A 19,869-nucleotide genomic window follows, 5' to 3' on the forward strand; every position below is an offset into this window, starting at 1 on the left:
GTCACGCAAGCCTGCCTTCTTCCGCCTTGTAGAAATACTGACTGGCGACCAGCCAGCCCTTCAGCGGCCGGAGCGGAGGAATGCAGGTGGCGAGCATGAAGGGACCGGTGACCAGAAGCTGCACCCAGATCGGGGCCGAGAATGCCACCTCCAACCAGACGCCGAGCAGCACGCTCGGAATGCAGGCGAAGCAGATCACGAAGAAGGCCGGGCCGTCAGCCGGATCGGCGAAGGAATAATCGAGGCCGCAAGCCTCGCATTGCGGCTGCAGCGTCAGGAAGCCCTTGAACATATGGCCTTGGCCGCAGCGCGGGCAGCGTCCCCTGATGCCGGTCTGCATCGGAGGAAGCGGGGGATATTCAGTGTCCATGATGATGCCGTCCTATCTTGCGGCTCATTCAATGCCGCGCAATGTATGCATTCAATATAGATACATTACATGGGAGATGCCGATCAATCTGTCAGATTGCCGCAGAATACACCCGCCGGCCAAGGGCCGGTCCCAGCTTGCCGCTAACCCGTTCGAGGGGCGGCTCCGCCTGCCAGACTCAGATGCGATACGGACGGGTCAGAAGAACGAACCTGCCATTTCCGGCGGACCTTCAAGCGCATGGGCCATAAACTCCAATGCGCCCTGCAACTTCGCCCGTTCGATCGGGCCTCCGAGGCAGACCCGCACAGCCTCGGGCGCGGCGCCTTCGACCGTGAAGGCATCGCTTGCCACCACGCCAATGCCGGAGGAATGCATATGGCTGCCGAAGGTGGAACGGGTCCAGCCCTTGGCCAAAGGCAGCCAAATATTGAAGCTGATCGAATCGGCGCGGTAGCTGCCGGCCGGCAGGACGGCGACGACCATCTGCTGGCGGGCGCCCGCCTCTGCGCGGATGAAGCGGAGGATCGCATCGGCCGTGCCGTCCTCGATCCAGCGGGTGGCGAGCGCCATATTCAACGGCGAGGCCATGACAGTGTTGGCGCGCATGGCGCTGACGAAGGGCCACACTGCCCTGGTGTCTGGAGCCACGACATAAGCAAGGCGCAGGCCAGCGCCGAGGCATTTCGCCAAGCCGGCGATGTGCCAGGTCAGCTCGGGCGCCGTTGCCGCAAGCGGCGCAGGCCCTTCCTGCGGAATGAAGCCGTAGGCATCATCCTCGACGATCGGCAGATGATATTTGCGGGCGACGGCTGCGATTTCCTCGCGGCGACCGGCGGGAACCGTCAGGGTCGTCGGGTTCTGCAGCGTCGGATTGAGATAGAGCGCCTTCGGCTTCAACCGCTCGCAGGCAGCGGCCAAAGCGTCCGGCCGGATCCCGTCCCCGTCCATTGGAAGGCCGGCAAGATTGAGCCGCAACTGTGCTGCGATCGAGCGCATGCCGGGATAGGTGACGATTTCGGAAAGCACGGTCTCGCCGGGCTTTGCCAGCAGGCTGAAGATTGCCAGAAGGGCCGGATGGGCACCCGGCGCGACGAAGATCCGCTCCTGCGAAGGCATGAGACCACGGCGGCCGAGCCAGGCGGCGGCGGCCTCCTTGTCCATGCCGGAGCCGCCGAAGCCTTGATAACGCAGAAGCGGGATCAGGCTCGCCGCCACCGCCGACATGCCCTCACGCATGCGGGCGATCAATTCCGGATCGTCCGGTTCCGGCGGCAGGTTCATCGAGAAGTCGACAACTGATGTACGGCGGGGATCGGGCGCGGCATCGGCGCTCAAATCCTGGCGCGGCCCGACCGCAGCGCCGGTGACGAAGGTGCCTCGGCCGACATGGGAATCCACCAGGCCGCGCTTCTGCGCCTCGACGTAACCTCTCGCCACCGTGGTGAAATCGACATTCAACCGTTTGGCGAGTTCGCGCTGCGGCGGCAGCCGGTCACCTGCCGTCAGGTGACCGCTGCGCAGATCCATTTCGATCAGATCGGCGATGGCCATGTAACGCGGACTGCTGCTGCGGCTGAGATCGGGATGCCAGTCCTTCATGTCGTGATCCGTGCACGTCTGATTCCTGGATTGACTGTATATTGTTGCGCAGCGCCCTACCACCCCCGCATATTCCGGTATTCCTCCACTTCAGGAGATGCGGTGGCAGAAATTCCCGCCGCTCCAACCTTGCCGCCGCCCCTTCATCTCCTTACCTATGAAAGGAGAAGTGCCGACTTTTGGCGTTGCGCGGCGGCGCCCATCGGGATGAAAGCATGAATATCGATCCGATCTTGCGGTCAGTCGTGGCCGTCCGTTCGACCATTCCGGAAGATGCCTTCACGGCGGAGACGCTGGGCACCGTCCGCGAGGGCAGCGGCGTGGTCATTCGCGACAATGGCCTGGTGCTGACCATCGGTTATCTCATCACCGAGGCCGAGGAAGTCTGGCTGACGACCCTTGACGGCCGGGTGGTTCCCGCCCATCCGCTTGCTTATGACCAGGAGAGCGGTTTCGGGCTGCTGCAGGCGCTTGGCGTCCTGAACGCGCCGGCGGTGGATTTCGGCGATGCGGCCGCAGCCAAGCCCGGCGATCCCGTCGTGCTTGCCGACGGCGACGGCGAATATGTACAGGCAAATATCGTGGCCCGGCAGGAATTCGCCGGTTATTGGGAATATCTGCTGGACGAGGCGATTTTTACCGCGCCGGCTCATCCGGCATGGGGCGGCGCAGCCCTGATCGGCGCGGACGGCAAGCTTCTCGGCATCGGTTCGCTTCGCCTGCAAATGAGCCAGGACGGCGAGGTCGCCGATATCAACATGATCGTTCCGATCGATCTTTTGCCGCCGATCCTGGACGATCTCTTGAATCGCGGCCAGGTCAACAAGCCGCCGCGGCCCTGGCTCGGCGCATTCTCCGCCGAAAGCAGTGGCGGCGTGGTGGTGATGAGCGTCGCCGAAGGCGGTCCGGCCGCCGAGGCCGGGCTGCGTCAGGGCGATATCATTTCGGAAATCCGCGACGAAGAGGTCGATGGCCTGGCCGATTTCTACCGCAAGCTCTGGAGCAGCGGCCCGGCCGGCGCCGAGATTCCGATGCGAATTCTGCGCAACGGCCGGGAAGCGTGGCTGCGGATCAAATCCGCCGACCGCAACAGTTTTCTGAAAAAGCCGCAACTGCAGTAGGGCCGCATCGCGTGACGGCCGTCGAAGGCTGAAATCACGGCCGGCTTCGCAGGCGGGGCCGGTCATCCGGCGCGCCTATGACGAGGCAAGTTCGTTCGTTGACTTGGAGCCGCCGTTGAAAGATGCTGCCGTCAATGCTGGGATGAACTGAGTTTGCGGTCCATGTTCGATCATATCTCCATCGGCGTCAAAGATCTCGAGAGAGCCCGCCGCTTCTACGACGCGGCGCTGGCACCGCTCGGATATGAGCGCCTGTCGAATTCCGACGGCATGATCGGCTACGGTTCGGAACAGGTCGGCCTCTGGGTGATGCAGGTTGCGCATCCCGTTGTCGCCGACATGCAATCCGGGCTGCATTTCTGCTTCGTCGCCCCGAACGAGGCCGCGGTCGACGCGTTTTATGCGGCTGCGATTGAATCCGGCGGCACAGATAACGGCGAACCGGGCATCCGACCGGATTACGGCCGCTTCTATTACGCCGCTTTCATCATCGATCCGGACGGCTACCGCCTCGAAGCCTATTTCCACAAAGGCGAGATATAACGGCCGTCAGGCCGCAGCTCTGGAGATCGCCATCACCTGCCTGCGGCTGCCGTCCGAGGGCAGCCCTCGCCTTTCCGCTAGCCGCAAAAATCCCGTTGCGTCGCCCCGGCGAAAGGCGCATTGTTTCAGCTTCGGCAGCCATCGCACGGGCGCTGCCGACTGAGGGTTTCATAACCCCCGCCCCGACGAAAGGAGGACTTCGATGTCTTCCACTTCCGATAAGCCCTATCTGACCTCATCCGATCTCGACATGCTTCAGGGCGTGCTCGATGCCGCCGGCTACAAAGCAAGAATCCCGGCCGGCGACGAACAGACCTGCAACGCCGCAGCCATGCTGCTGATCAAGCTGTTCCAGGACGGCGTCACCTCGCCGGCCATGCTCTTGCGGGCGCTCGAATACCATTTCGGCAAACCGAAGAAGCAACCGAAACCGGTCACCCCCGTCTGTAACCGCTATGCGATCCAGGGATTGCCACGTGAGCGCCGAACGAGGCGGCCAGGCAATTCCGCAGGCCGGTAGCGGGTGGCTTTCAATTCCGATCCAAAGGGAGATCCATCCATGGCAAAGGGACAGCTGAGAAGCAATCGCGAGGCCCGCAAGCCGAAGAAGGACAAGCTGGCGACGAAGCCGGAAACCAGCTTCGCCGGACAGATGAAGACGGCGGCCCAAACGGCGCCTCACGGCAGCAGCGCGCCCAAGGGCGGCGGTCAGCCTCACCGGTAGCCGGTTACGTCAGCCGGTTTGCCCGGCTCCTGCACTTCCACCAGGTAGCGCCAGCAATCCGGCCGCGAACCGTCGACATCGTCGAAACCATAGGCCTTGGCCATCCCGCCGCTCGACAGCGACTGGCCGTTCCAGCGGGCGCGGTCGGGATCGGCTGACAGGGCCGCGACCGCACGGCCGACGAAGCGCGGGGTTTCGGAAATGGCGAAATGCGGCTGCACCGTGGTCGCGTCGCGCCAATTCTCCTCGCGCACGCCATAAGCCTCCAGCATCATTTCGGAGCGCAGCCAGCCGGGCGTGATCGAAACGGCGGTGGCGCCGTGTTTGGCCAGGTCCTGCGCATGCGCCCAAGCCATGCGGGTGACGCCCGTCTTGACGAGGTCGTAGAAGGGCGAGAGCCGGTAATGCGTGCCATTGTATTCGGCCGTGCCGTCGGTTACCTCCACCAGCAGCCCGCCCGGCCGCTCGATCATCAGCGCCAGCGCGTAATGGGCCGTGATCAGGTGCGTCTCAATGCCGAGCCGCAGCATGCGCAGGCCCTTGTCCAGCGAATGCTCCCAGACCGCCTTGTCCCATTCGAACAGCTTTTCGCAGCCCCAAATGTCGTTGACGAGGATGTCGAGCCGGCCGGCTTCCGTCCGGATGCGCGCAACGAGCGCCTCGACCTCATGCGGAACGAGATGGTCCACCTGCACGGCAATGCCCTTGCCGCCAGCCGACGCCACCAGTTCGGCCGTTTCCTCGATCGTTTCCGGCCGGGCATAGTCGGACTGCTCGGCGCGGGTCGTGCGGCCGGTGACATAGACGGTGGCGCCGGCAGCACCGAGTTCGACCGCAATGCCGCGACCGGCGCCGCGCGTAGCGCCCGCCACCAGGGCCACTTTATCCCGCAAGTCCGCTGTCACGTCTCTATCCTCCACGCTAGAACCGAGAGCCGGCCGACTGCGACCGGCCCTAGTTGAATATAAACGAATGTTCGTTCATATTGAAAACGAACGCAAGAGGAAATTCATGCCGCGCCGCCGCACCCTTTCCGACGAACAACTTCTCGCCATGGTGCTGGCCCTGATCCACACCGAGGGACCGGATGCAGCAACCTTTGCGGCAGTGGCGAAGGCGAGTGGTCTTTCCGGTTCAACGCTCGTTCAGCGTTTCGCGACAAAGGCGGCGATGCTACGCGCCGCGCTGCTCTACGCCTGGGACCGGCTGGATGCGGAAACAGAGCGGCTTGCCGGCAGCGTGGCGAAAACACCGGAGGGCGCCGTCGCGCTGCTCGTCGGCCTGTCGCAGGATTACGGCGACGATGCCGCCGCCTATGGCGAGGGATTGCTGGTGCTGCGCGAGGATTTTCGCGATCCGGTGCTGCGCGCCCGAGGTGCGGCCTGGGGGACGGCGCTGACGGCGGCGATCGCACAATGTTTTGGCTCGGCGAAGGCGCCGGAGACGATTGCCCGGCTGATGCTGGCGCAATGGCAGGGTTCGCTCACCTGGTGGGGCTTTGGCGCAGGCGGTCCGGTGGCCGCCTATGTGGAGACGGAATTGCGGCGTTTCCTGTCAGCAGTGAAGTTCTGACCGCCGCTCACGCTTCTTCTTCATCCTTTTCCGCGCCCACGGTCAGCGGCCAGTCGACGACGTAATCCTCGAGATCGTCGATATCGATCTCGGTTTCATTGATCGTGCGGCCGCGGGCGGAAATGCCGGCGGCGTGGACGGTCTCGGGATCGCCCGAGACAAGCGGATGCCACCAGTAGAGATCGCGGCCCTCATTTATCAGCCGGTAGCCGCAGGTCGGCGGCAGCCAGGCGATCTCGGGCACATTCTCCCTGGTCAGTTGCACGCAGTCCGGCACGAAATCCCAGCGGTTCTCATAGCTGGTGCAGCGACAGCTTTGGCCATCGAGCAGTTTGCAGCGGACCGAGGTGAAATAGATATCGCCGCTCTCCCATTCCTCGAGCTTGTTGAGGCAACAGAGACCGCAGCCGTCGCAGAGGCTTTCCCATTCGGCGGTGGTCATTTCAGCAAGCGTCTTGCTCTTCCAGAAGGGCAGATCGTTCATCGTCCGTTTCTTGCAACAGCGGCCCGCAAATTCACGTGACCGCCACTCTATCTCTCTTGTTATCCGCGACAAAATCAATCAATTCTTCAGCATGCTCCTGGTATCGGAGAGCTTTCAGGCGATCGGGCCTCGCGCTTTCGTCGCTTTCCGGCGACCGGACATGAGGCAAGCGCGATCAGGCGGGAATACAGGACGTGCAGGATCCGGACAACCCTGAAAAAGGGCCTGAAAAGGAAGCAGACAAGCGAACCGGTGACGCGGCGGGCAGGCGGCCGACGAAGAGCCGCCATATTCTGCTGCGCATCGATTCGTGGATCGATTCGACCGTCTGGAACGCCGGCTTCCGCGCCGCCGAGATCTGGGAAGACACCACCATCTTCTTCCGTCGCTTTCGCGTGCGCGGCTGGAAACGCATGGTCTTCGAACTTGCCGGCGAAGGGCTGACCCTCGGGGCGGCCGGCGCGGTGCTGATGCTGGTGCTTGCCCAGCCTGCCTTCGAGGCGACCAAGGAGGACTGGCGCAATCGCGGCGATTTCGCCGTCACTTTCACCGACCGCTACGGCAACGTTATCGGCCATCGCGGCGTCATCCACCAGAATTCCGTGCCGATCGACGAGCTGCCGGATTCCTTGATCAAATCCGTCCTTGCGACCGAAGACCGGCGCTTCTTCGACCATTTCGGTATCGACGCGATCGGCCTCTTCCGCGCCATGGTCACCAACGCCCAGGCCGGCGAAGTGGTACAGGGCGGCTCGACCCTGACCCAGCAGCTCGCCAAGAACCTGTTCCTCTCCAACGAGCGCTCGATCGACCGCAAGATCACCGAGGCCTTCCTGGCGCTGTGGCTCGAAGCCAATCTCTCCAAGAAGGAAATCCTCTCCACCTATCTCGACCGTGCCTATATGGGCGGCGGCACCTTTGGTGCAGCGGCGGCGGCGCAGTTCTATTTCGGCAAGAACATCACTGATGTGAACCTTGCCGAGTCGGCGATGCTTGCCGGCCTGTTCAAGGCGCCGGCCAAATATGCGCCGCATGTCAACCTGCCGGCCGCGCGTGCGCGTGCCAACGAGGTGCTGACCAACCTGGTGCAAAGCGGACTGATGACAGAGGGCCAGGTGATCGCCGCCCGACGCAATCCGGCGACCGTCGTCGACCGCAACGAGGTGGAATCGCCGGATTTCTTCCTCGACTGGGCTTTCGACGAGGTGCAGCGGCTTTCGCCGCGCTTCCACCAGCATTCGCTGATCGTGCGCACCACGATCGACATGGGCATCCAGCAGGCGGCCGAGGATTCGGTCGAGACGTCGCTGCGCGAATATGGCGAGGCCTATCACGCCAAGCAGGGCGCCATGGTGATGATCGAGAACGGCGGCGCCGTGCGCGCCATGGTCGGCGGGCGGGATTACGGTGAGAGCCAGTTCAACCGCGCCACCAAGGCGCTGCGCCAGCCGGGCTCCTCCTTCAAGGTCTATACCTACGCGCTGGCGATGGAGAGCGGGATGACGCCGCAGACGACGATCGTCGACGCGCCGATTTCCTGGGGCAACTGGAGCCCGCACAATTACGCCAACCGCTATGTCGGCCGCATCACGCTGGAGACGGCGATCGCCCAGTCGATCAATACCGTGCCGGTGCGGCTTGCCAAGGAAAAGCTCGGCATCCAGCCGATCCGGGCGATGGCGAAAAACCTCGGCGTCGAAACGCCGATCCGGGACGACGTCACCATCCCGATCGGGACATCGGAGGTGACGGTGCTCGACCAGGCAACGGCCTATGCCACCTTCCCGGCCGGCGGCTATCAGTCGCGCCGCCACGGCATTACCCAGATCCTCGATTACGAAGGCGATGTGCTCTACGATTTCGACCGCGACGAGCCGGCGCCGAAACGCGTGCTGTCCGAACAGGCCGATACCTATATGAACCAGATGCTGTCGCGCGTCCCCTATGTCGGCACGGCGCGCAAGGCGGCGCTCGACAACGGCATCCTGACCGCCGGCAAGACCGGCACGACCCAGGCCTATCGCGATGCCTGGTTCGTCGGCTTCACCGGCAATTACACTTGCGCCGTCTGGTTCGGCAATGACGACTATACCTCGACCAACAACATGACCGGCGGCTCACTGCCGGCAATGACCTTCAAGCGCGCCATGGACTACGCTCATCAGGGCGTGACGTTGCGCCCCATCCCCGGCGTCGAAAACCCCCTGCCCTCGGAAAAGGATCTCGCCAAGACCGCCGCCGCCAAGCCGCAGGACGGACTGCCGCAGCTCATCCGGCCGCGCATGCTCTCGGTGCAATCGACAAACATCCTCAAGAAGCTCGGAGAGAAGCTGAAGGCCGCCGCGCCGCTGACGCCGCAGAAGGTGGCGAGCGCGGAGTAGACGGCCCGAAGACCAGATGCCCCTTGTATCTGCACGTTAGAGATTTCGTGCGATGAAGCGATTGAGCCTCTGGCCGGGTGGCCACCCGGCCAGAGGCGTGACGAAGTCGCCCGTTTCCCCCCCCGGTTACAACCGTGGATGAGCCTGGGATCTTCGTCATCGTCACGTACGACCGAATAGTCGCTTGGCTTCAACCGCACGCACAAGGCAGGTTACCGTGAACAGAGTTATATGTGGAGTGGATGTTTCGAAGGACTGGCTGGATGCGCATATCCGCCCGTCCGGGACGTTTGAGCGTTTCAGCAACGATGCGACCGGCATCGGCGCGCTGGCTGCGCTGTGCCGGGCCGAGACTGTCGAGCTCGTCGTCATGGAGGCGTCGGGCGGCTACGAACGGCAGGCCTTCCTGCTGTTGTGGGAGTTGGGGATCGCCTGCGCGCTTTCCAATCCGCGCCATGTGCGCCGCTTTGCCGAAGCCATGGGCTTTCTGGAAAAGACCGACCGCATCGATGCGGCGATGATCGCCCATTATGCCGAGACCAAGCGGCTGTCTGCCCTGTCGCCGCCGAAAGCCGCGCAGCTGCGCCTATCGGTGCTGATGACGCGGCTGTCCCAGGTCACGCGCGACCTGATCGTTCAAAAGCAGCGCCGCAGTGCGGCCGGCGATGGGGCGATCGTGGAAAGCCTCAACGAGGTGATCGCGCTGCTGACGCGTCAGGGCAGCAGGCTGGAAGGCGAGATTGCCTCAATGATCGACGACGATCCGCTCTGGGCCTGCCTCAACCGGGTCTTTCGCTCGGTCAAGGGTGTGGCCGACCGCACCGTCGCCCGGCTGATGGGCGAATTGCCCGAGATCGGCCGGATCTCCAACAAGGCGATCGTCAAGCTGGCTGGCCTGGCGCCGATTGCCAACGACAGCGGCAAACGCAGCGGACACCGACCGGTGCGCGGCGGGCGCTCCGGACCGCGTGGCATCCTGTTCCTGGTCGCCGCCACCGCGGCGAGACATGATCCGCATTTGGCTGCCTTCAGGCAAAGGTTGCAGAGCGCGGGCAAGCCGAAAATGGTCATCCGCATTGCCCTCGCCCGAAAACTGCTCGTCATCCTCAATGCAAAAGCACGAGATGCGCGAAGAGAATTCGAACATGCAACTTGACAACCCAGATAGTCGCTCATCCGGCTGCCGCCACCTTCTCCCCGCACGATAGGCCGCGCCCACTCTGTCCCTCGCCAACGTCCCGCAGGGCACGTCCCGTCTCCCCGTTTTTACGGGAAGAGGGTTAGGGTGAGGGGCACATCGCAAATCGAGCAACCGCGTCGCCCCGGGGCATCACCGCTGTGACGCATGCGGGATGACCCGAGGATCAATCGGCGCCTATGTCATGGCGCGGCATTCCACCCTGCCAGAATCAGTGCTAACCCTGTCATCCTGGTTTCCAAGGTCATGACGTGTTTCGATTCCCCCTTTTCATCCTGATCACGCTGATCGTCGCCTTCGGCGGCGGCATCATGATTTCGCTTTACGCTCTGGATGCGACACAGGGTTTCGGCGCGATCAAGCTCGGCGCCTGGGAGGCCTTTCCGGCGTTGCAGACGGTCGATGCCGATCCTTACGCCAAGTCGCACCGGGCACGCGCCGGCAAGCTGCTCTACGGCAGCGCCGAGGGCCTGACCTTCACGGCGAGCGTCGACGACGAAGGCGCACGGCTGAATGCCGGCTGCCGCTACCGCCTCAGCGGACAGACGCCGCCCGCCCGGCTCTGGACGCTGTTTACCGCCGACAATGGCGGCAATCCGGCGGCGGTGAAGACTGGGCTTCCGGCGGCGCTTAATTCCTGGACGGTGCTGCGCCAGCCCGACAGCAGCTTCTCGATCGAGATCTCCGCCGCCGCTCAGCCGGGCAACTGGGTGGCCTTGCCGCAGGCCGGCACCTTCCGGCTGGTGCTGACGCTGTTCGATACGCCGACCGCCGGCAGCTCCGGCGTAATCGATCTCGCCATGCCGAAGCTCACCAAGACCGGATGCGGCAATGCTTAGGATACTCTTCGCCATCCTGACCGGGCTTTTCGGTGCGGCGCTCTTGCATCTCGTCATCATCCTGTCGCTGCCGCATTTCACCGGCAGGGATGCGGCGACCCGCGTGGCGGCAGAGGGCGATCTCAACAATTTCTATCTGCTCGGCGAGCAGTACGACGAGGCCGGCCTTGCCAATGGCGACCCCTTCCTGCGGACCGCCGTCTGCTCCTTCGACGTCGAGGATGCGCCGGTGCATTTCACCGCCAAGGGCAATGTGCCCTTCTGGTCGATTGCCATCTACGACAGCGCCTCCAACGAGGTGTTCAGCATGAATGACCGGACCTCCGTCGGCGGCGCGCTCGACGTCCTAGCCGGCGGCCCGATTCAGTTGACGGACCTGCGCAAGAACCTGCCGAAGGAACTGGATCAAGCGATCCTGGTGGAAATGGCGCGGCCGGACGGTTACGCCGTGTTAAGGACGCTGGCACCGCAGGCAAGCTTCGACGAAGCAGCGCGCAACTTCCTGACGGAAGCGGGCTGCGAGCAATTCACCCCCGGCAATTAAGCGGGATGTCTGTTCTCAATTTCGGCATCATGCTCTGGGGTTGAAGAAGCGCTTACTTCTTCCTGGCGCGCGGCGCGGGCGCCGGACCATGTCTAGGGTTCTCGGCGAGCCGCTCGTAGCGGACCCCGGTGAACCAGAGGATCTTGGCTTCGCGCGGTTCCTTGTCCGGGCGACGCGGCGCCCGCGGCCGCCGATCCGCCAATGCGACTACTATTGCCATTCTCGTCTCCATGCACTGCCCGAGACGGATGAACTTGCGACGGATTTCACCCTGCCCGCCAATCTGCGGGCCGGCGCGTCCTGCGGTGCCGGCACGGCCGAACCGAGGGCATTCGCGCCTTTCCCACGGCACCTGACTGAAATACCGTGATGCGGAGTTTCGACGATCCAAACACTCAAATCGCGTCGTTCCTGTCCGAATTGAGACACATGACAGTTAACAGTTTACTAATATTCGGCGGCTGCCAAATACAGTTTCCGTAACTTCCTCTTCAACGCTTGAAGAGTCGATTTGGTTTCATGCCTCCGCGGAAAGTCCGGAAGGCGGCCGATAATATAAAATTGGAAACAATTCATATGGTTGACGGCTTCTGCCTGCCGCAGGCGGTGCCCGTGTTGCAAATATGCGGCACAAAAATATTCGTTGCGGCCGATCCGGAGCGGCTTTGGTTTGTCCTGCATCGGCCACGCGTTTCGGGAGAGGGCCCGATTGCAGTTCCCGCCATACTTGAAACGGCTGCAGCGGCCCGATTTTCATCTTTCTCGTTGCGGCATGTTCGAATCGCCGGACCCGATCCGGAGGGAGGAACGAGCTGTTTCAGCCGCCGCACCGGCAGTGGGAACTGCCGCAGCGCCCTTTCAAAATCGGTCGCCTTTCGATTGCCGGCTAACCATTCGCCGCTCATTCCGCAGGTATATTTCTGTATCATTTTAATAAAATCTTCAGCATCCATTAACCGTACCGGTGTAGGATTTGTTCATATCCGTGTGGTCCGAGAGGCGTCCCCGCCAGCGCTATCGGCCCGTGGTTTCCCTTGGTTCTGCGTTTTCAGGGTGTGCTTGTGCGTGACCGGTTTCGAGACCTAGAGGGCCCGTTGGCCGTCAGGAAAAAGGACGTGGTGTTAATGGCGACTGTGAGTAGTTTCGAGAGCCTGTCTCATCCGACACGATCCGAGCTGCGCCAATTCGCCGAGCTTTTCACACCGCTGTTCCAGGCTTCCTCCGACGAGGCCAAGCGCCAGGCAGTCGCCGCACTTTCCCAATGCGAGACCATGCCGGCAGCCGTGGCGCTGTTCATCGGCAATCAGCCGATTGAAATCGCCGCGCCTTTCCTTATCGCCTCGAAGGCCGTTGCCGACGACACGTTGATCACCATCGCGCGCATGCAGGGTGCGGCGCATGTCAAGGCGATCGTCAGCCGCGACTCGCTCTCGCCGAAGGTCATCGACGCGCTGGTGGCGTTGCGCCAGACCCAGCCGCGCTCCGCGACCGCTTCGGCGCCGATCACGGAATCGGTGGCCGTCCCGCTCTCGCCAGTCCAGGTGGAGAGCAATGAGGCTGAAGCGCTGGAGGAGCAGCGGATCGCCAATGAAGAAGCCTTGCGCGGGCGCATTCTGGATCTTGCCGGCCATCTCGGCCGTGACGATCAAGACAGGCTCGGCCTGCGCACCCTCACCGATATTCAGGAGGCGCTGCTGGTGCGCTTCGCCCGCTCGCACGAGGCGACGCATTTCGCCACCGCACTCGCCGATGCGCTTTCCGCCAGCCGCTGGCTTGCCGAACGCATCATGCTCGACCTCTCCGGCCAGCAGCTCGCCACGACGCTGACGAGCCTCGGCATGGGCTTTCTCGACGCCGTCTTCGTGCTGGAACGATTCTATCCGCATCTTGCCGAACAACAGCACAATGTGACGCGCGGTTGGATGGTGCTCGATGCGCTCGATCCGGAAGAATGCCACGAAAGAGTGGAAGCCTGGCGGCGCGCCGATCGCTACACTTACACGGCCGAGGTGCCCGATTCGCGCACATCTCGGGAAACGGAAACCCACCGCTTCGCCCGCCAGGCGCCGGTGCAGCGCGACATGCGCGCGCTGGGGCGGCGGTCGCGTTGAGTTGAAGAAGACCTGACCCTCAGCGATCCCCCGCCAAGGGGATCACGTCCCCCAATTCCTCCGCCTCCAGCTCGACGATCCAGAGATCGGGGTCGAAGCGGCGTTCGCGATCCAGCATCGCCCGCACCGCTTCCGGCTCGCTGCGCGCGAGACGGACTTCGAACAGCCGGTCGCGGATCTCGTCTTCACCGAAAGCGGTCTGCGGCGCCGGCGCATAGAGCGTTTCCAGACCGTCGCGAAAGTGCTGGCGGATAAAGATCGCGCCCGCCTCCTCCGCACCCTTCTTCTCCACGGCGGCGAAATCGCCGCTCGCGAAGACGCGGCGCAAAAGCGAGGAAACGAAGATGTCGGCGCGCAATCTCATCGAGGCGATATAGACCGCGCCGCGGGCGCCGGCAATCCGCAGATATTGACGAATGCATCAGACCTTGACCGCCAGCCGCAAGCCGCCCCAGTGGCGGCCCCTGACGGTGATCGGCGCGGAGATATCCTTCATCATCACGAAATTGCCGCCGCCCATGTCGCGCCGGTAGGTCTGGACGAGGAAAGGCGCGGTGCTGCGGCCGGCGGCAAGACCGACGCGATCGGCGAAGATGCGGCGATTGCGGCAATTGGCAGTGTTCCAGACGACGTCGCCCGGCCGCTGCGGCTGCGAAAACTTCCGGTTATGGGTCGGCAGATAGCCGTTTTCGTCGATGGCCGCGCAGAAGGCGACGCGCTCGTCCAGGGCAACGACGGGCTCCTGGATCGGCGGCAGCAGACGGTCGGTGAGCTCGGTGAAGGCGGCGACCATCTGAACCGGATCGGTGCCTGACATCGGCCAGTAACGACGGTCGAAAAGGGCGTCGAAGCCGATCTGACCCTCGGCGACGGCGCGTTCGAAAGCGCCTGATATCTGCCTTGCCACCGATTGCGCCTCCTCGATCCAACGGCTGTCGGCGGTCTTGACGCCGGCGCTCGCCGTCAGCTGGATCAGCGTTTCCGAGAGGCCGACGACGCTGTCGACGCGCTTTGCCGCCTGCTGCAGCCTGACATTCGAACCGGCGACCTCGCCGGACATCTCGCCGAGCTTCTGGACGAAACCGGCGCATTGCTGGTCGACCGCCTCGGTGGTGTTGGCCATGACGGTCGAACTGTCGAGAATGCGGGTGATGACGTGTTCCATGCTTTCGAAGGCGCCGCGCATCGCCTCCGACTTGTCGCGCACGCCGGCGGCACTGTGGCGGGCATCGCCGCCGACCGCCGACAGCCGGTCGATCTTCACCCGCAACTCATCCAGCGTATCCTGAATGGAGCCGGTCGCCTTCGACGTCTGCAGCGAAAGGGCGCGCACTTCGGCGGCGACGACGGCGAAACCCTTGCCTGCATCGCCGGCACGCGCCGCCTCGATCGCGGCGTTCAGCGCCAGGAGGTTGGTCTGGCGGGCGATCGTGCTGATCTCCTCGGCAATCTTGTCGACATCGGCCAGCGATTTGGAGAAGCCGGCGATTTCAGCGCCGATGACATTTGAGGACTGAACCATATGGCCGATCTCGGCAACGGAGCCGGACATGCGGTCGGCCGACTCCTTCAGCATCTGGCGGGCTTCGGCCGCCGTGCGGTCGGTCTCGCGCAGCGACAGGGCGACCGAGCGATTGGTCTCGGCAATCGAAAGGGCGGTACTGGTGACATGATCGAAGGCGGAGGCGTGGCGCGCCGACATCGCCGCCATGTCCTGGATGGCGCCGGCAATATCGACGAGATCGATGCCAAGAGTGGAGGCTTCTTCGGCAAGGCGCTGCAGGATATGGCGCAAAGCCTCGCGATCCAGGCTTTTCGCTTCGACCGCCGGTTCTCCGGCCTGATCGTCTATCGCCTTCAGCGCATGCATGACCGACAATCCCCCGCCGCAATTGGCAAAGCTTCGGACAACATGGTTAACAAGTTGCAAACGGCGCCGGCATCTTAGACTTAGGTTGTAGCACGACGACCGATACTGCGGCTGCGCCGCTTGGCGCGGACGCCTTAAATCGCGCCGATTTCCCTCAACTTCTTCAGCACCGCCTCGTTCGGCTCGCCATTTTCGGGGAGGTTATAGTGCTTCTGGAAGTGGCGGATGGCGGCGCGGGTCTGCTCGCCGGCCACGCCGTCGACGCCGACATTGGCATAGGCCATGTTGGAAAGACCCTTCTGAATCTTCAGCACCAGGTCAACGGTGGCGAGCTCGCTTGATGGGAGCTGCTTTGCGGCTGACGGAGCCGTCTTGACGGTCTTTTCGGCGCTGCGGATCGCAGCGGCGACCGGGTCTTCCGCCGCCGCCTTCGAGGTGACATCTTCAGGCGGTTTTTCCACGGGCACGGTCGAGGGGCCGGCGGCGTCGGTTCTCAGCGCGGCCAGCACCTGCGGCGTCGCTTCCCCAGTCTGGGCCATGCCGACGGTCTCCTGGAAGAACAGGATGGCGGCGCTGGTGCGGGGACCAATGATGCCGTCGGCGGTGCCGTTATAGAGGCCGCGGCGCACCAGCTGCTGCTGGATGTCCATGACGAGCTGGCTCGGCTGCTGAGCGGCTGCGGCCGGCGCCGGCGTCCCGCTGGTGGTGGCGGCGGCATCCTCCGGCCGTTCGATCCGGAAGGTGGTGACGTCAGCCGGCTGTTCGTCGGCTGGACGGCGCGCGCCGAGCACGTTTGGAGACTGCGGGTCGCGGGTGCGGAAAATCGGGTGCGGATGCAGGCCAGGCTGATACCAGAGCGCGTTGGCCGCAACGAAGGAGAAGATGACGAAGAAGGCGATCGTGCCGCCGGCGACCGACGGATTACGGCCGATGACGCCGCCGAGCGCAGATGCCCCCTGCAGCCCTAGACCACCCAGCGCGGATGCGCCCTGCAGGCCGAGGCCGCCGAGCGCGGCCGCACCGGACACGACAAGGCCCGGCTGCTGCCGCCGCTTCTTTCCCTTAGGCGATTTTCGCTTGCGCGCGGCCATCGAAAAGCCCCTCTTCCAATTCTGCTCCGGTACCGACCGCGTCCTTCAGCCGCGGCGGAAATTCGACGGTTGCGCCATGGCTGGCATTTTCGGCGCGCCGGACGCCCGAGCCATCCACCGCGATCTCGACGGTGATGATCGTACCTTCGCCCGGCTGGCTGGCAATGGCAAAATTGCCGCCATGCAGCGCCACCAGCCCCTTGACCAGCGAGAGACCGAGACCGCTGCCCTCGAAGCGGCGGGTGTAATCGTTCTGGATCTGGACGAAAGGCTGGCCGAGCATCGCCAGCTTGTCAGCGGCAATGCCGATGCCCGTATCGCTGACCGTCAGCTTCAGGATGCCGTCACGTGCCGCCGCATCGACAGAGACGACGCCGCCGGCTTCGGTGAATTTCACGGCGTTGCCGACGAGATTGATAAGGATCTGCTGGATGGCGCGCTGATCGGCGACGATCTCGCCAAGCCCGCGCTGAATCCGGCTGGTCAGCGTGACGCCCTTGGTCTTGGCTTGCAATGCCAGCATCGATTCGCAGGATCTGACGGAGCTTGAGATATCGAAGGCGTCGAGAATGAGCTCGTAGCGGCCCGCTTCGATCTTGCTCATGTCGAGCATGGTATTGACGACGGAGAGCAGATGCGCGCCGGATTCGCGGACGAGCCCGACATATTCACGCTGTCGGTCGTTTTCGAACTTGCCGAAATATTCGCCGATCAGAATATCGGAGAAGCCGAGAATGGCGTTCAGCGGCGTGCGCAGCTCATGGCTGACCGCGGCGAGGAAGCGCGACTTGGCATCGTTTGCCGATTCGGCGTCGGCCGCACGGTTCTGGGCTTCGGCCCGCAGCTGCTGCTCGACAGAGACATCGCGCAACTGGGCGATGACGGCGGCAAGCTCACCATCGGCATCACGTCGCGCCGTCATGTCCATTCTCAGATAGGCGAACTGGCGCTGATCGCGCGAGACCGAAGGCCGGTCGAGGCGCAGATCGACGCTTGCAGCATCTTCGCCGCGCCTGAGCTCATCGAGCGCCTGCAGGAACAGGATGCGGTCGGAGACATGCACCTGCTCCAGGAAACCCCTGCCCTTCGGATCCCGCATCCAGGCAAGGAAATCGCGCCGGTCGCGGCCGCCGATGGTGGCGACGCTGCCGTGCGGATCCAGGAAGAAGACGAGACCGGGGGTGACGGCGAGGAAGAAATCCTCGGCCGACTGTGTGGCAATACCGGCGGACGAGCCCTGGCGGGCCAGCGCGATGCTGCCGACGGCGGAAAAGAGGAAGGCGGCGCAGACCATGGCGACGCCGGCCGGCAGCGCGACGGCCGGGCTGGTGACTGCCGAAAGACCGACAGGCGCGGCAACGAGAGCGGCCGAGGAGAGCAGCACGAGGCGGCGCAGAATCGCAAGCTCGCGCTGGCGCACGGCTTCGCCGCCACCCGTCCGGGAAAGCCAGCTTGTCGCCGCCCGGTCTACGAGGGTCGTCACCCAGCCGCCAATGTCACTCAATACTCGCACGCAATACCCGCCCAGAGAGGCTGTCTGTCGATGCGGACAATAGGCCCCCGCGACTTAAGGAAAGGATAAGGCAAAGGCGCTGTTCACAGCCAGAAAGAGCAGAAATTCCCGTTTTGGAGCATCCGAGAGCTCCTTTGCTTTTTGTGGTTAATGGCCGGTAAGCGGCGGATTTCCTTCATATTTCAGCATCACGTTAACTCCTGTGGCAAGGCGAGCCGGCAAAAGCCCTGCAATTGCAGGCAGGTGCTGCCCTGATGCTTAACGACAATCGCTCGCATTCGACTTAAATGCCGCTCAAATGCGCTTCGCTAAAATTTGAATTAAATTTGCCGCAAATGCGCACGAGTTTCGAAAAGCGGCATTCGCAACTTGCCGATAGGGTGAAAGCACACCGGACAACCGGCCTGATTCGGCGACAGAACCGAACGGGAAAACAGGATGGGCAACGACAATGTGGTTTCTGATCAAAGGATCCTTCTGGTTTGGCCTTGTGCTCGTGCTTCTTTCCGTCTTCAGCACGGAGGGATCCGACAAGCTCGCCGGCGGCCCGCAGTTGCAGCTCTCCGATGCCTTCACGGCAGCGAGCGGTGCCTATGACTATCTCACCGGCATGTGCTCGGAAAAGCCGGAGGTCTGCGCTAAAGGCGCCGAGACCCTGACGGCGCTCGGCTACCGGGCCCGTGAGGGCGCCCGTGTCGCTTACGAACTTCTCGACAGCCAATTCACCGACGAACCGACGACGACCGCAAGCCCCGCCGAATCGGCAAACCGGGTGGCAGCCGCCGCGCCCTCCCTCGCCTCTCCTTCCGTCCAGGAGAAGGTGCGCGAGGCAAAGGCTGCGCTCAACCAGCCGATGCCTTACCGTCCGCCAGTCGACGATGAAGCCGAGACCGTGGTAACCGGCGCAATCCCGCTGCCGACGCCGAAACCGGCGATCTGACGAAATTGCGCGAGCAATCGGCCCGCCGCGCATAAGCAACGTTCGGACGCGAGACCGCGTCTCAATGGAATTCTAAAGCGCGGTGCTATCTTTGAGATTCGCCTGCCGCGCTTTAGGTCCTTGTTTTCCGCATGTCGTTCACGCAAAACCGCTGCACACTTTTGCGCGACATGCTTTAGAGCTTGCATCGGTGGTCCGCATGACGCGGAAATGCCCCATGCCTGACGTGCCTGCCCTGTTTAATTCAGCAGATTGCTGCGCCGTGAGGATGCCCATCCCTCACGGCGTTTCTTTTTGAGAGCGTGTGGCACCAGAATGTGCGGTGGTTTTCGATAGCGACATGCGTAAAAACAAAAGCTGGAGCGCGGCATCACTAAGATGGCGCGCTTTAGCGGTTCAAATCTGCAGGTCTATCACCTATATGCAGTTCTAAAGCATGTCCGGACGCAAAATTGCCGTGTCGTTTTGCCAGCATGCCAAAAGGTGAAAGGCTTTTTATGGCATCCCTCGACCAGATCATCCATGACTTCGCCTTCCTGGACGATTGGGAAGACCGCTACCGCTATGTCATCGAACTCGGCAGGGCGCTGCCCGAGCTCGCCGAGGAAAAACGCACCTCGGAGAACAAGGTGATGGGCTGCGCCAGCCAGGTGTGGCTGGTGACGCACACATCGGGCGATCCGGAAAACCCAATCATGAGTTTCGAGGGTGATTCCGACGCGCATATCGTGCGCGGCCTCGTCGCCATCGTGCTTGCCACCTATTCCGGCAAGCCGGCTTCCGAGATCGCTGCACTCGATGCCTTCGAGATCTTCTCGAAAATCGGTCTGGTGGAGAACCTGTCGTCGCAGCGCTCGAACGGGCTGCGCTCGATGGTGAAGCGAATCCGGGAAGAGGCGAAAGTCCGCGCCGCGGCCTGAACGCGATCGATTCGGTCGGCGGGCGCGGCCGATTGCGCATTTGCGG

The 19,869-nt window shown here is 63.2% G+C and carries 22 protein-coding genes; 12 read left to right on the forward strand and 10 right to left on the reverse strand.

The genetic code is table 11. The features are described from left to right. Window position 1: 1 nt before the first annotated feature. Together GGD53_RS20970 and GGD53_RS20975 are read right to left on the reverse strand one after the other, a co-directional pair. Window positions 2-370 carry a DUF983 domain-containing protein gene (locus GGD53_RS20970; protein WP_064801332.1) on the reverse strand — a complete coding sequence of 123 codons (369 nt, stop codon included), beginning with the start codon at window positions 368-370 and terminating at the stop codon, window positions 2-4. 198 nt (window positions 371-568) lie between these two features. Further along, a complete protein-coding gene (locus GGD53_RS20975) occupies window positions 569-1,972 on the reverse strand; it encodes a PLP-dependent aminotransferase family protein (RefSeq protein ID WP_184458790.1) in 1,404 nt (467 codons plus the stop codon). 215 nt (window positions 1,973-2,187) lie between these two features. Between GGD53_RS20975 and GGD53_RS20980 the strand changes: the two genes are divergently transcribed. From GGD53_RS20980 to GGD53_RS20995, 4 genes are all read left to right on the forward strand, one after another. After that, on the forward strand, window positions 2,188-3,093 hold the full coding sequence (locus GGD53_RS20980; RefSeq protein ID WP_064806038.1) for a S1C family serine protease: 906 nt from the start codon (window positions 2,188-2,190) through the stop codon (window positions 3,091-3,093). Between the two features lie 162 nt (window positions 3,094-3,255). After that, complete coding sequence (locus GGD53_RS20985) at window positions 3,256-3,636, forward strand: VOC family protein (protein ID WP_184458791.1); 381 nt, start codon at window positions 3,256-3,258, stop codon at window positions 3,634-3,636. A 202-nt stretch (window positions 3,637-3,838) separates the two neighbouring features. Next, window positions 3,839-4,156, forward strand: coding sequence for a hypothetical protein (locus GGD53_RS20990; RefSeq protein ID WP_184458792.1), 318 nt, complete (start codon window positions 3,839-3,841; stop codon window positions 4,154-4,156). A 39-nt stretch (window positions 4,157-4,195) separates the two neighbouring features. Next, window positions 4,196-4,360, forward strand: coding sequence for a hypothetical protein (locus GGD53_RS20995; protein ID WP_176439425.1), 165 nt, complete (start codon window positions 4,196-4,198; stop codon window positions 4,358-4,360). On the opposite strand, the gene GGD53_RS21000 is transcribed toward GGD53_RS20995, so the two are convergent. Next, on the reverse strand, window positions 4,351-5,265 hold the full coding sequence (locus GGD53_RS21000) for an SDR family oxidoreductase (RefSeq protein WP_184458793.1): 915 nt from the start codon (window positions 5,263-5,265) through the stop codon (window positions 4,351-4,353). The two genes, GGD53_RS20995 and GGD53_RS21000, sit on opposite strands and share 10 nt — an antisense overlap. Before the next feature lie 106 nt (window positions 5,266-5,371). Between GGD53_RS21000 and GGD53_RS21005 the strand changes: the two genes are divergently transcribed. Beyond that, entirely contained in the window at window positions 5,372-5,932 is a 561-nt protein-coding gene (locus GGD53_RS21005) for a TetR family transcriptional regulator (RefSeq protein WP_184458886.1), read from the forward strand. A gap of 7 nt (window positions 5,933-5,939) precedes the next feature. On the opposite strand, the gene GGD53_RS21010 is transcribed toward GGD53_RS21005, so the two are convergent. Then, on the reverse strand, window positions 5,940-6,416 hold the full coding sequence (locus GGD53_RS21010) for a YcgN family cysteine cluster protein (protein WP_184458794.1): 477 nt from the start codon (window positions 6,414-6,416) through the stop codon (window positions 5,940-5,942). Window positions 6,417-6,610: 194 nt separating this feature from the next. Here GGD53_RS21010 and GGD53_RS21015 point away from each other — a divergent pair, with 194 nt between their 5' ends. The 4 genes from GGD53_RS21015 to GGD53_RS21030 all read left to right on the forward strand — a co-directional run bounded on the left by GGD53_RS21015 (window position 6,611) and on the right by GGD53_RS21030 (window position 11,378). Continuing rightward, the gene (locus GGD53_RS21015) at window positions 6,611-8,797 is read left to right on the forward strand and encodes a PBP1A family penicillin-binding protein (RefSeq protein WP_184458795.1); all 2,187 of its coding nucleotides are present in this window, start codon (window positions 6,611-6,613) and stop codon (window positions 8,795-8,797) included. A gap of 217 nt (window positions 8,798-9,014) precedes the next feature. Next, window positions 9,015-9,953 carry an IS110 family transposase gene (locus GGD53_RS21020; protein WP_184458796.1) on the forward strand — a complete coding sequence of 313 codons (939 nt, stop codon included), beginning with the start codon at window positions 9,015-9,017 and terminating at the stop codon, window positions 9,951-9,953. A 293-nt stretch (window positions 9,954-10,246) separates the two neighbouring features. Further along, on the forward strand, window positions 10,247-10,834 hold the full coding sequence (locus GGD53_RS21025) for a DUF1214 domain-containing protein (protein WP_184458797.1): 588 nt from the start codon (window positions 10,247-10,249) through the stop codon (window positions 10,832-10,834). Next, on the forward strand, window positions 10,827-11,378 hold the full coding sequence (locus tag GGD53_RS21030) for a DUF1254 domain-containing protein (RefSeq protein WP_184458798.1): 552 nt from the start codon (window positions 10,827-10,829) through the stop codon (window positions 11,376-11,378). Before GGD53_RS21025 ends, GGD53_RS21030 begins: the two co-directional genes overlap by 8 nt. Window positions 11,379-11,430: 52 nt before the next feature. On the opposite strand, the gene GGD53_RS21035 is transcribed toward GGD53_RS21030, so the two are convergent. Beyond that, a complete protein-coding gene (locus GGD53_RS21035) occupies window positions 11,431-11,598 on the reverse strand; it encodes a hypothetical protein (protein WP_184458799.1) in 168 nt (55 codons plus the stop codon). 352 nt (window positions 11,599-11,950) lie between these two features. Then, the gene (locus tag GGD53_RS21040; protein WP_184458800.1) at window positions 11,951-12,331 is read right to left on the reverse strand and encodes a hypothetical protein; all 381 of its coding nucleotides are present in this window, start codon (window positions 12,329-12,331) and stop codon (window positions 11,951-11,953) included. A gap of 108 nt (window positions 12,332-12,439) precedes the next feature. Between GGD53_RS21040 and GGD53_RS21045 the strand changes: the two genes are divergently transcribed. Beyond that, the gene (locus GGD53_RS21045) at window positions 12,440-13,489 is read left to right on the forward strand and encodes a hypothetical protein (RefSeq protein ID WP_184458801.1); all 1,050 of its coding nucleotides are present in this window, start codon (window positions 12,440-12,442) and stop codon (window positions 13,487-13,489) included. Window positions 13,490-13,508: 19 nt separating this feature from the next. Here GGD53_RS21045 and GGD53_RS21050 read toward each other — a convergent pair whose 3' ends face one another. The 4 genes from GGD53_RS21050 to GGD53_RS21065 all read right to left on the reverse strand — a co-directional run bounded on the left by GGD53_RS21050 (window position 13,509) and on the right by GGD53_RS21065 (window position 17,963). Then, window positions 13,509-13,853: a DUF1491 family protein gene (locus GGD53_RS21050; protein ID WP_184458802.1), complete on the reverse strand. Its 345-nt coding sequence runs from the start codon at window positions 13,851-13,853 to the stop codon at window positions 13,509-13,511. Between the two features lie 57 nt (window positions 13,854-13,910). Next, window positions 13,911-15,359: a methyl-accepting chemotaxis protein gene (locus tag GGD53_RS21055; protein WP_184458803.1), complete on the reverse strand. Its 1,449-nt coding sequence runs from the start codon at window positions 15,357-15,359 to the stop codon at window positions 13,911-13,913. A 134-nt stretch (window positions 15,360-15,493) separates the two neighbouring features. Beyond that, window positions 15,494-16,450, reverse strand: a complete 957-nt coding sequence (locus tag GGD53_RS21060) for a peptidoglycan-binding domain-containing protein (RefSeq protein ID WP_184458804.1) — start codon at window positions 16,448-16,450, stop codon at window positions 15,494-15,496. Further along, window positions 16,422-17,963 (reverse strand): sensor histidine kinase, encoded by a 1,542-nt coding sequence (locus tag GGD53_RS21065; RefSeq protein WP_348647444.1) that lies wholly within the window; start codon window positions 17,961-17,963, stop codon window positions 16,422-16,424. Before GGD53_RS21065 ends, GGD53_RS21060 begins: the two co-directional genes overlap by 29 nt. A 451-nt stretch (window positions 17,964-18,414) precedes the next feature. Between GGD53_RS21065 and GGD53_RS21070 the strand changes: the two genes are divergently transcribed. After that, window positions 18,415-18,903 carry a DUF5330 domain-containing protein gene (locus GGD53_RS21070; protein WP_184458805.1) on the forward strand — a complete coding sequence of 163 codons (489 nt, stop codon included), beginning with the start codon at window positions 18,415-18,417 and terminating at the stop codon, window positions 18,901-18,903. Window positions 18,904-19,400: 497 nt separating this feature from the next. Further along, on the forward strand, window positions 19,401-19,823 hold the full coding sequence (locus GGD53_RS21075; protein WP_184458806.1) for a SufE family protein: 423 nt from the start codon (window positions 19,401-19,403) through the stop codon (window positions 19,821-19,823). Window positions 19,824-19,869 lie beyond the last annotated feature (46 nt).

Source organism: Rhizobium aethiopicum (assembly GCF_014197535.1).
GTDB lineage: Bacteria > Pseudomonadota > Alphaproteobacteria > Rhizobiales > Rhizobiaceae > Rhizobium > Rhizobium aethiopicum_A.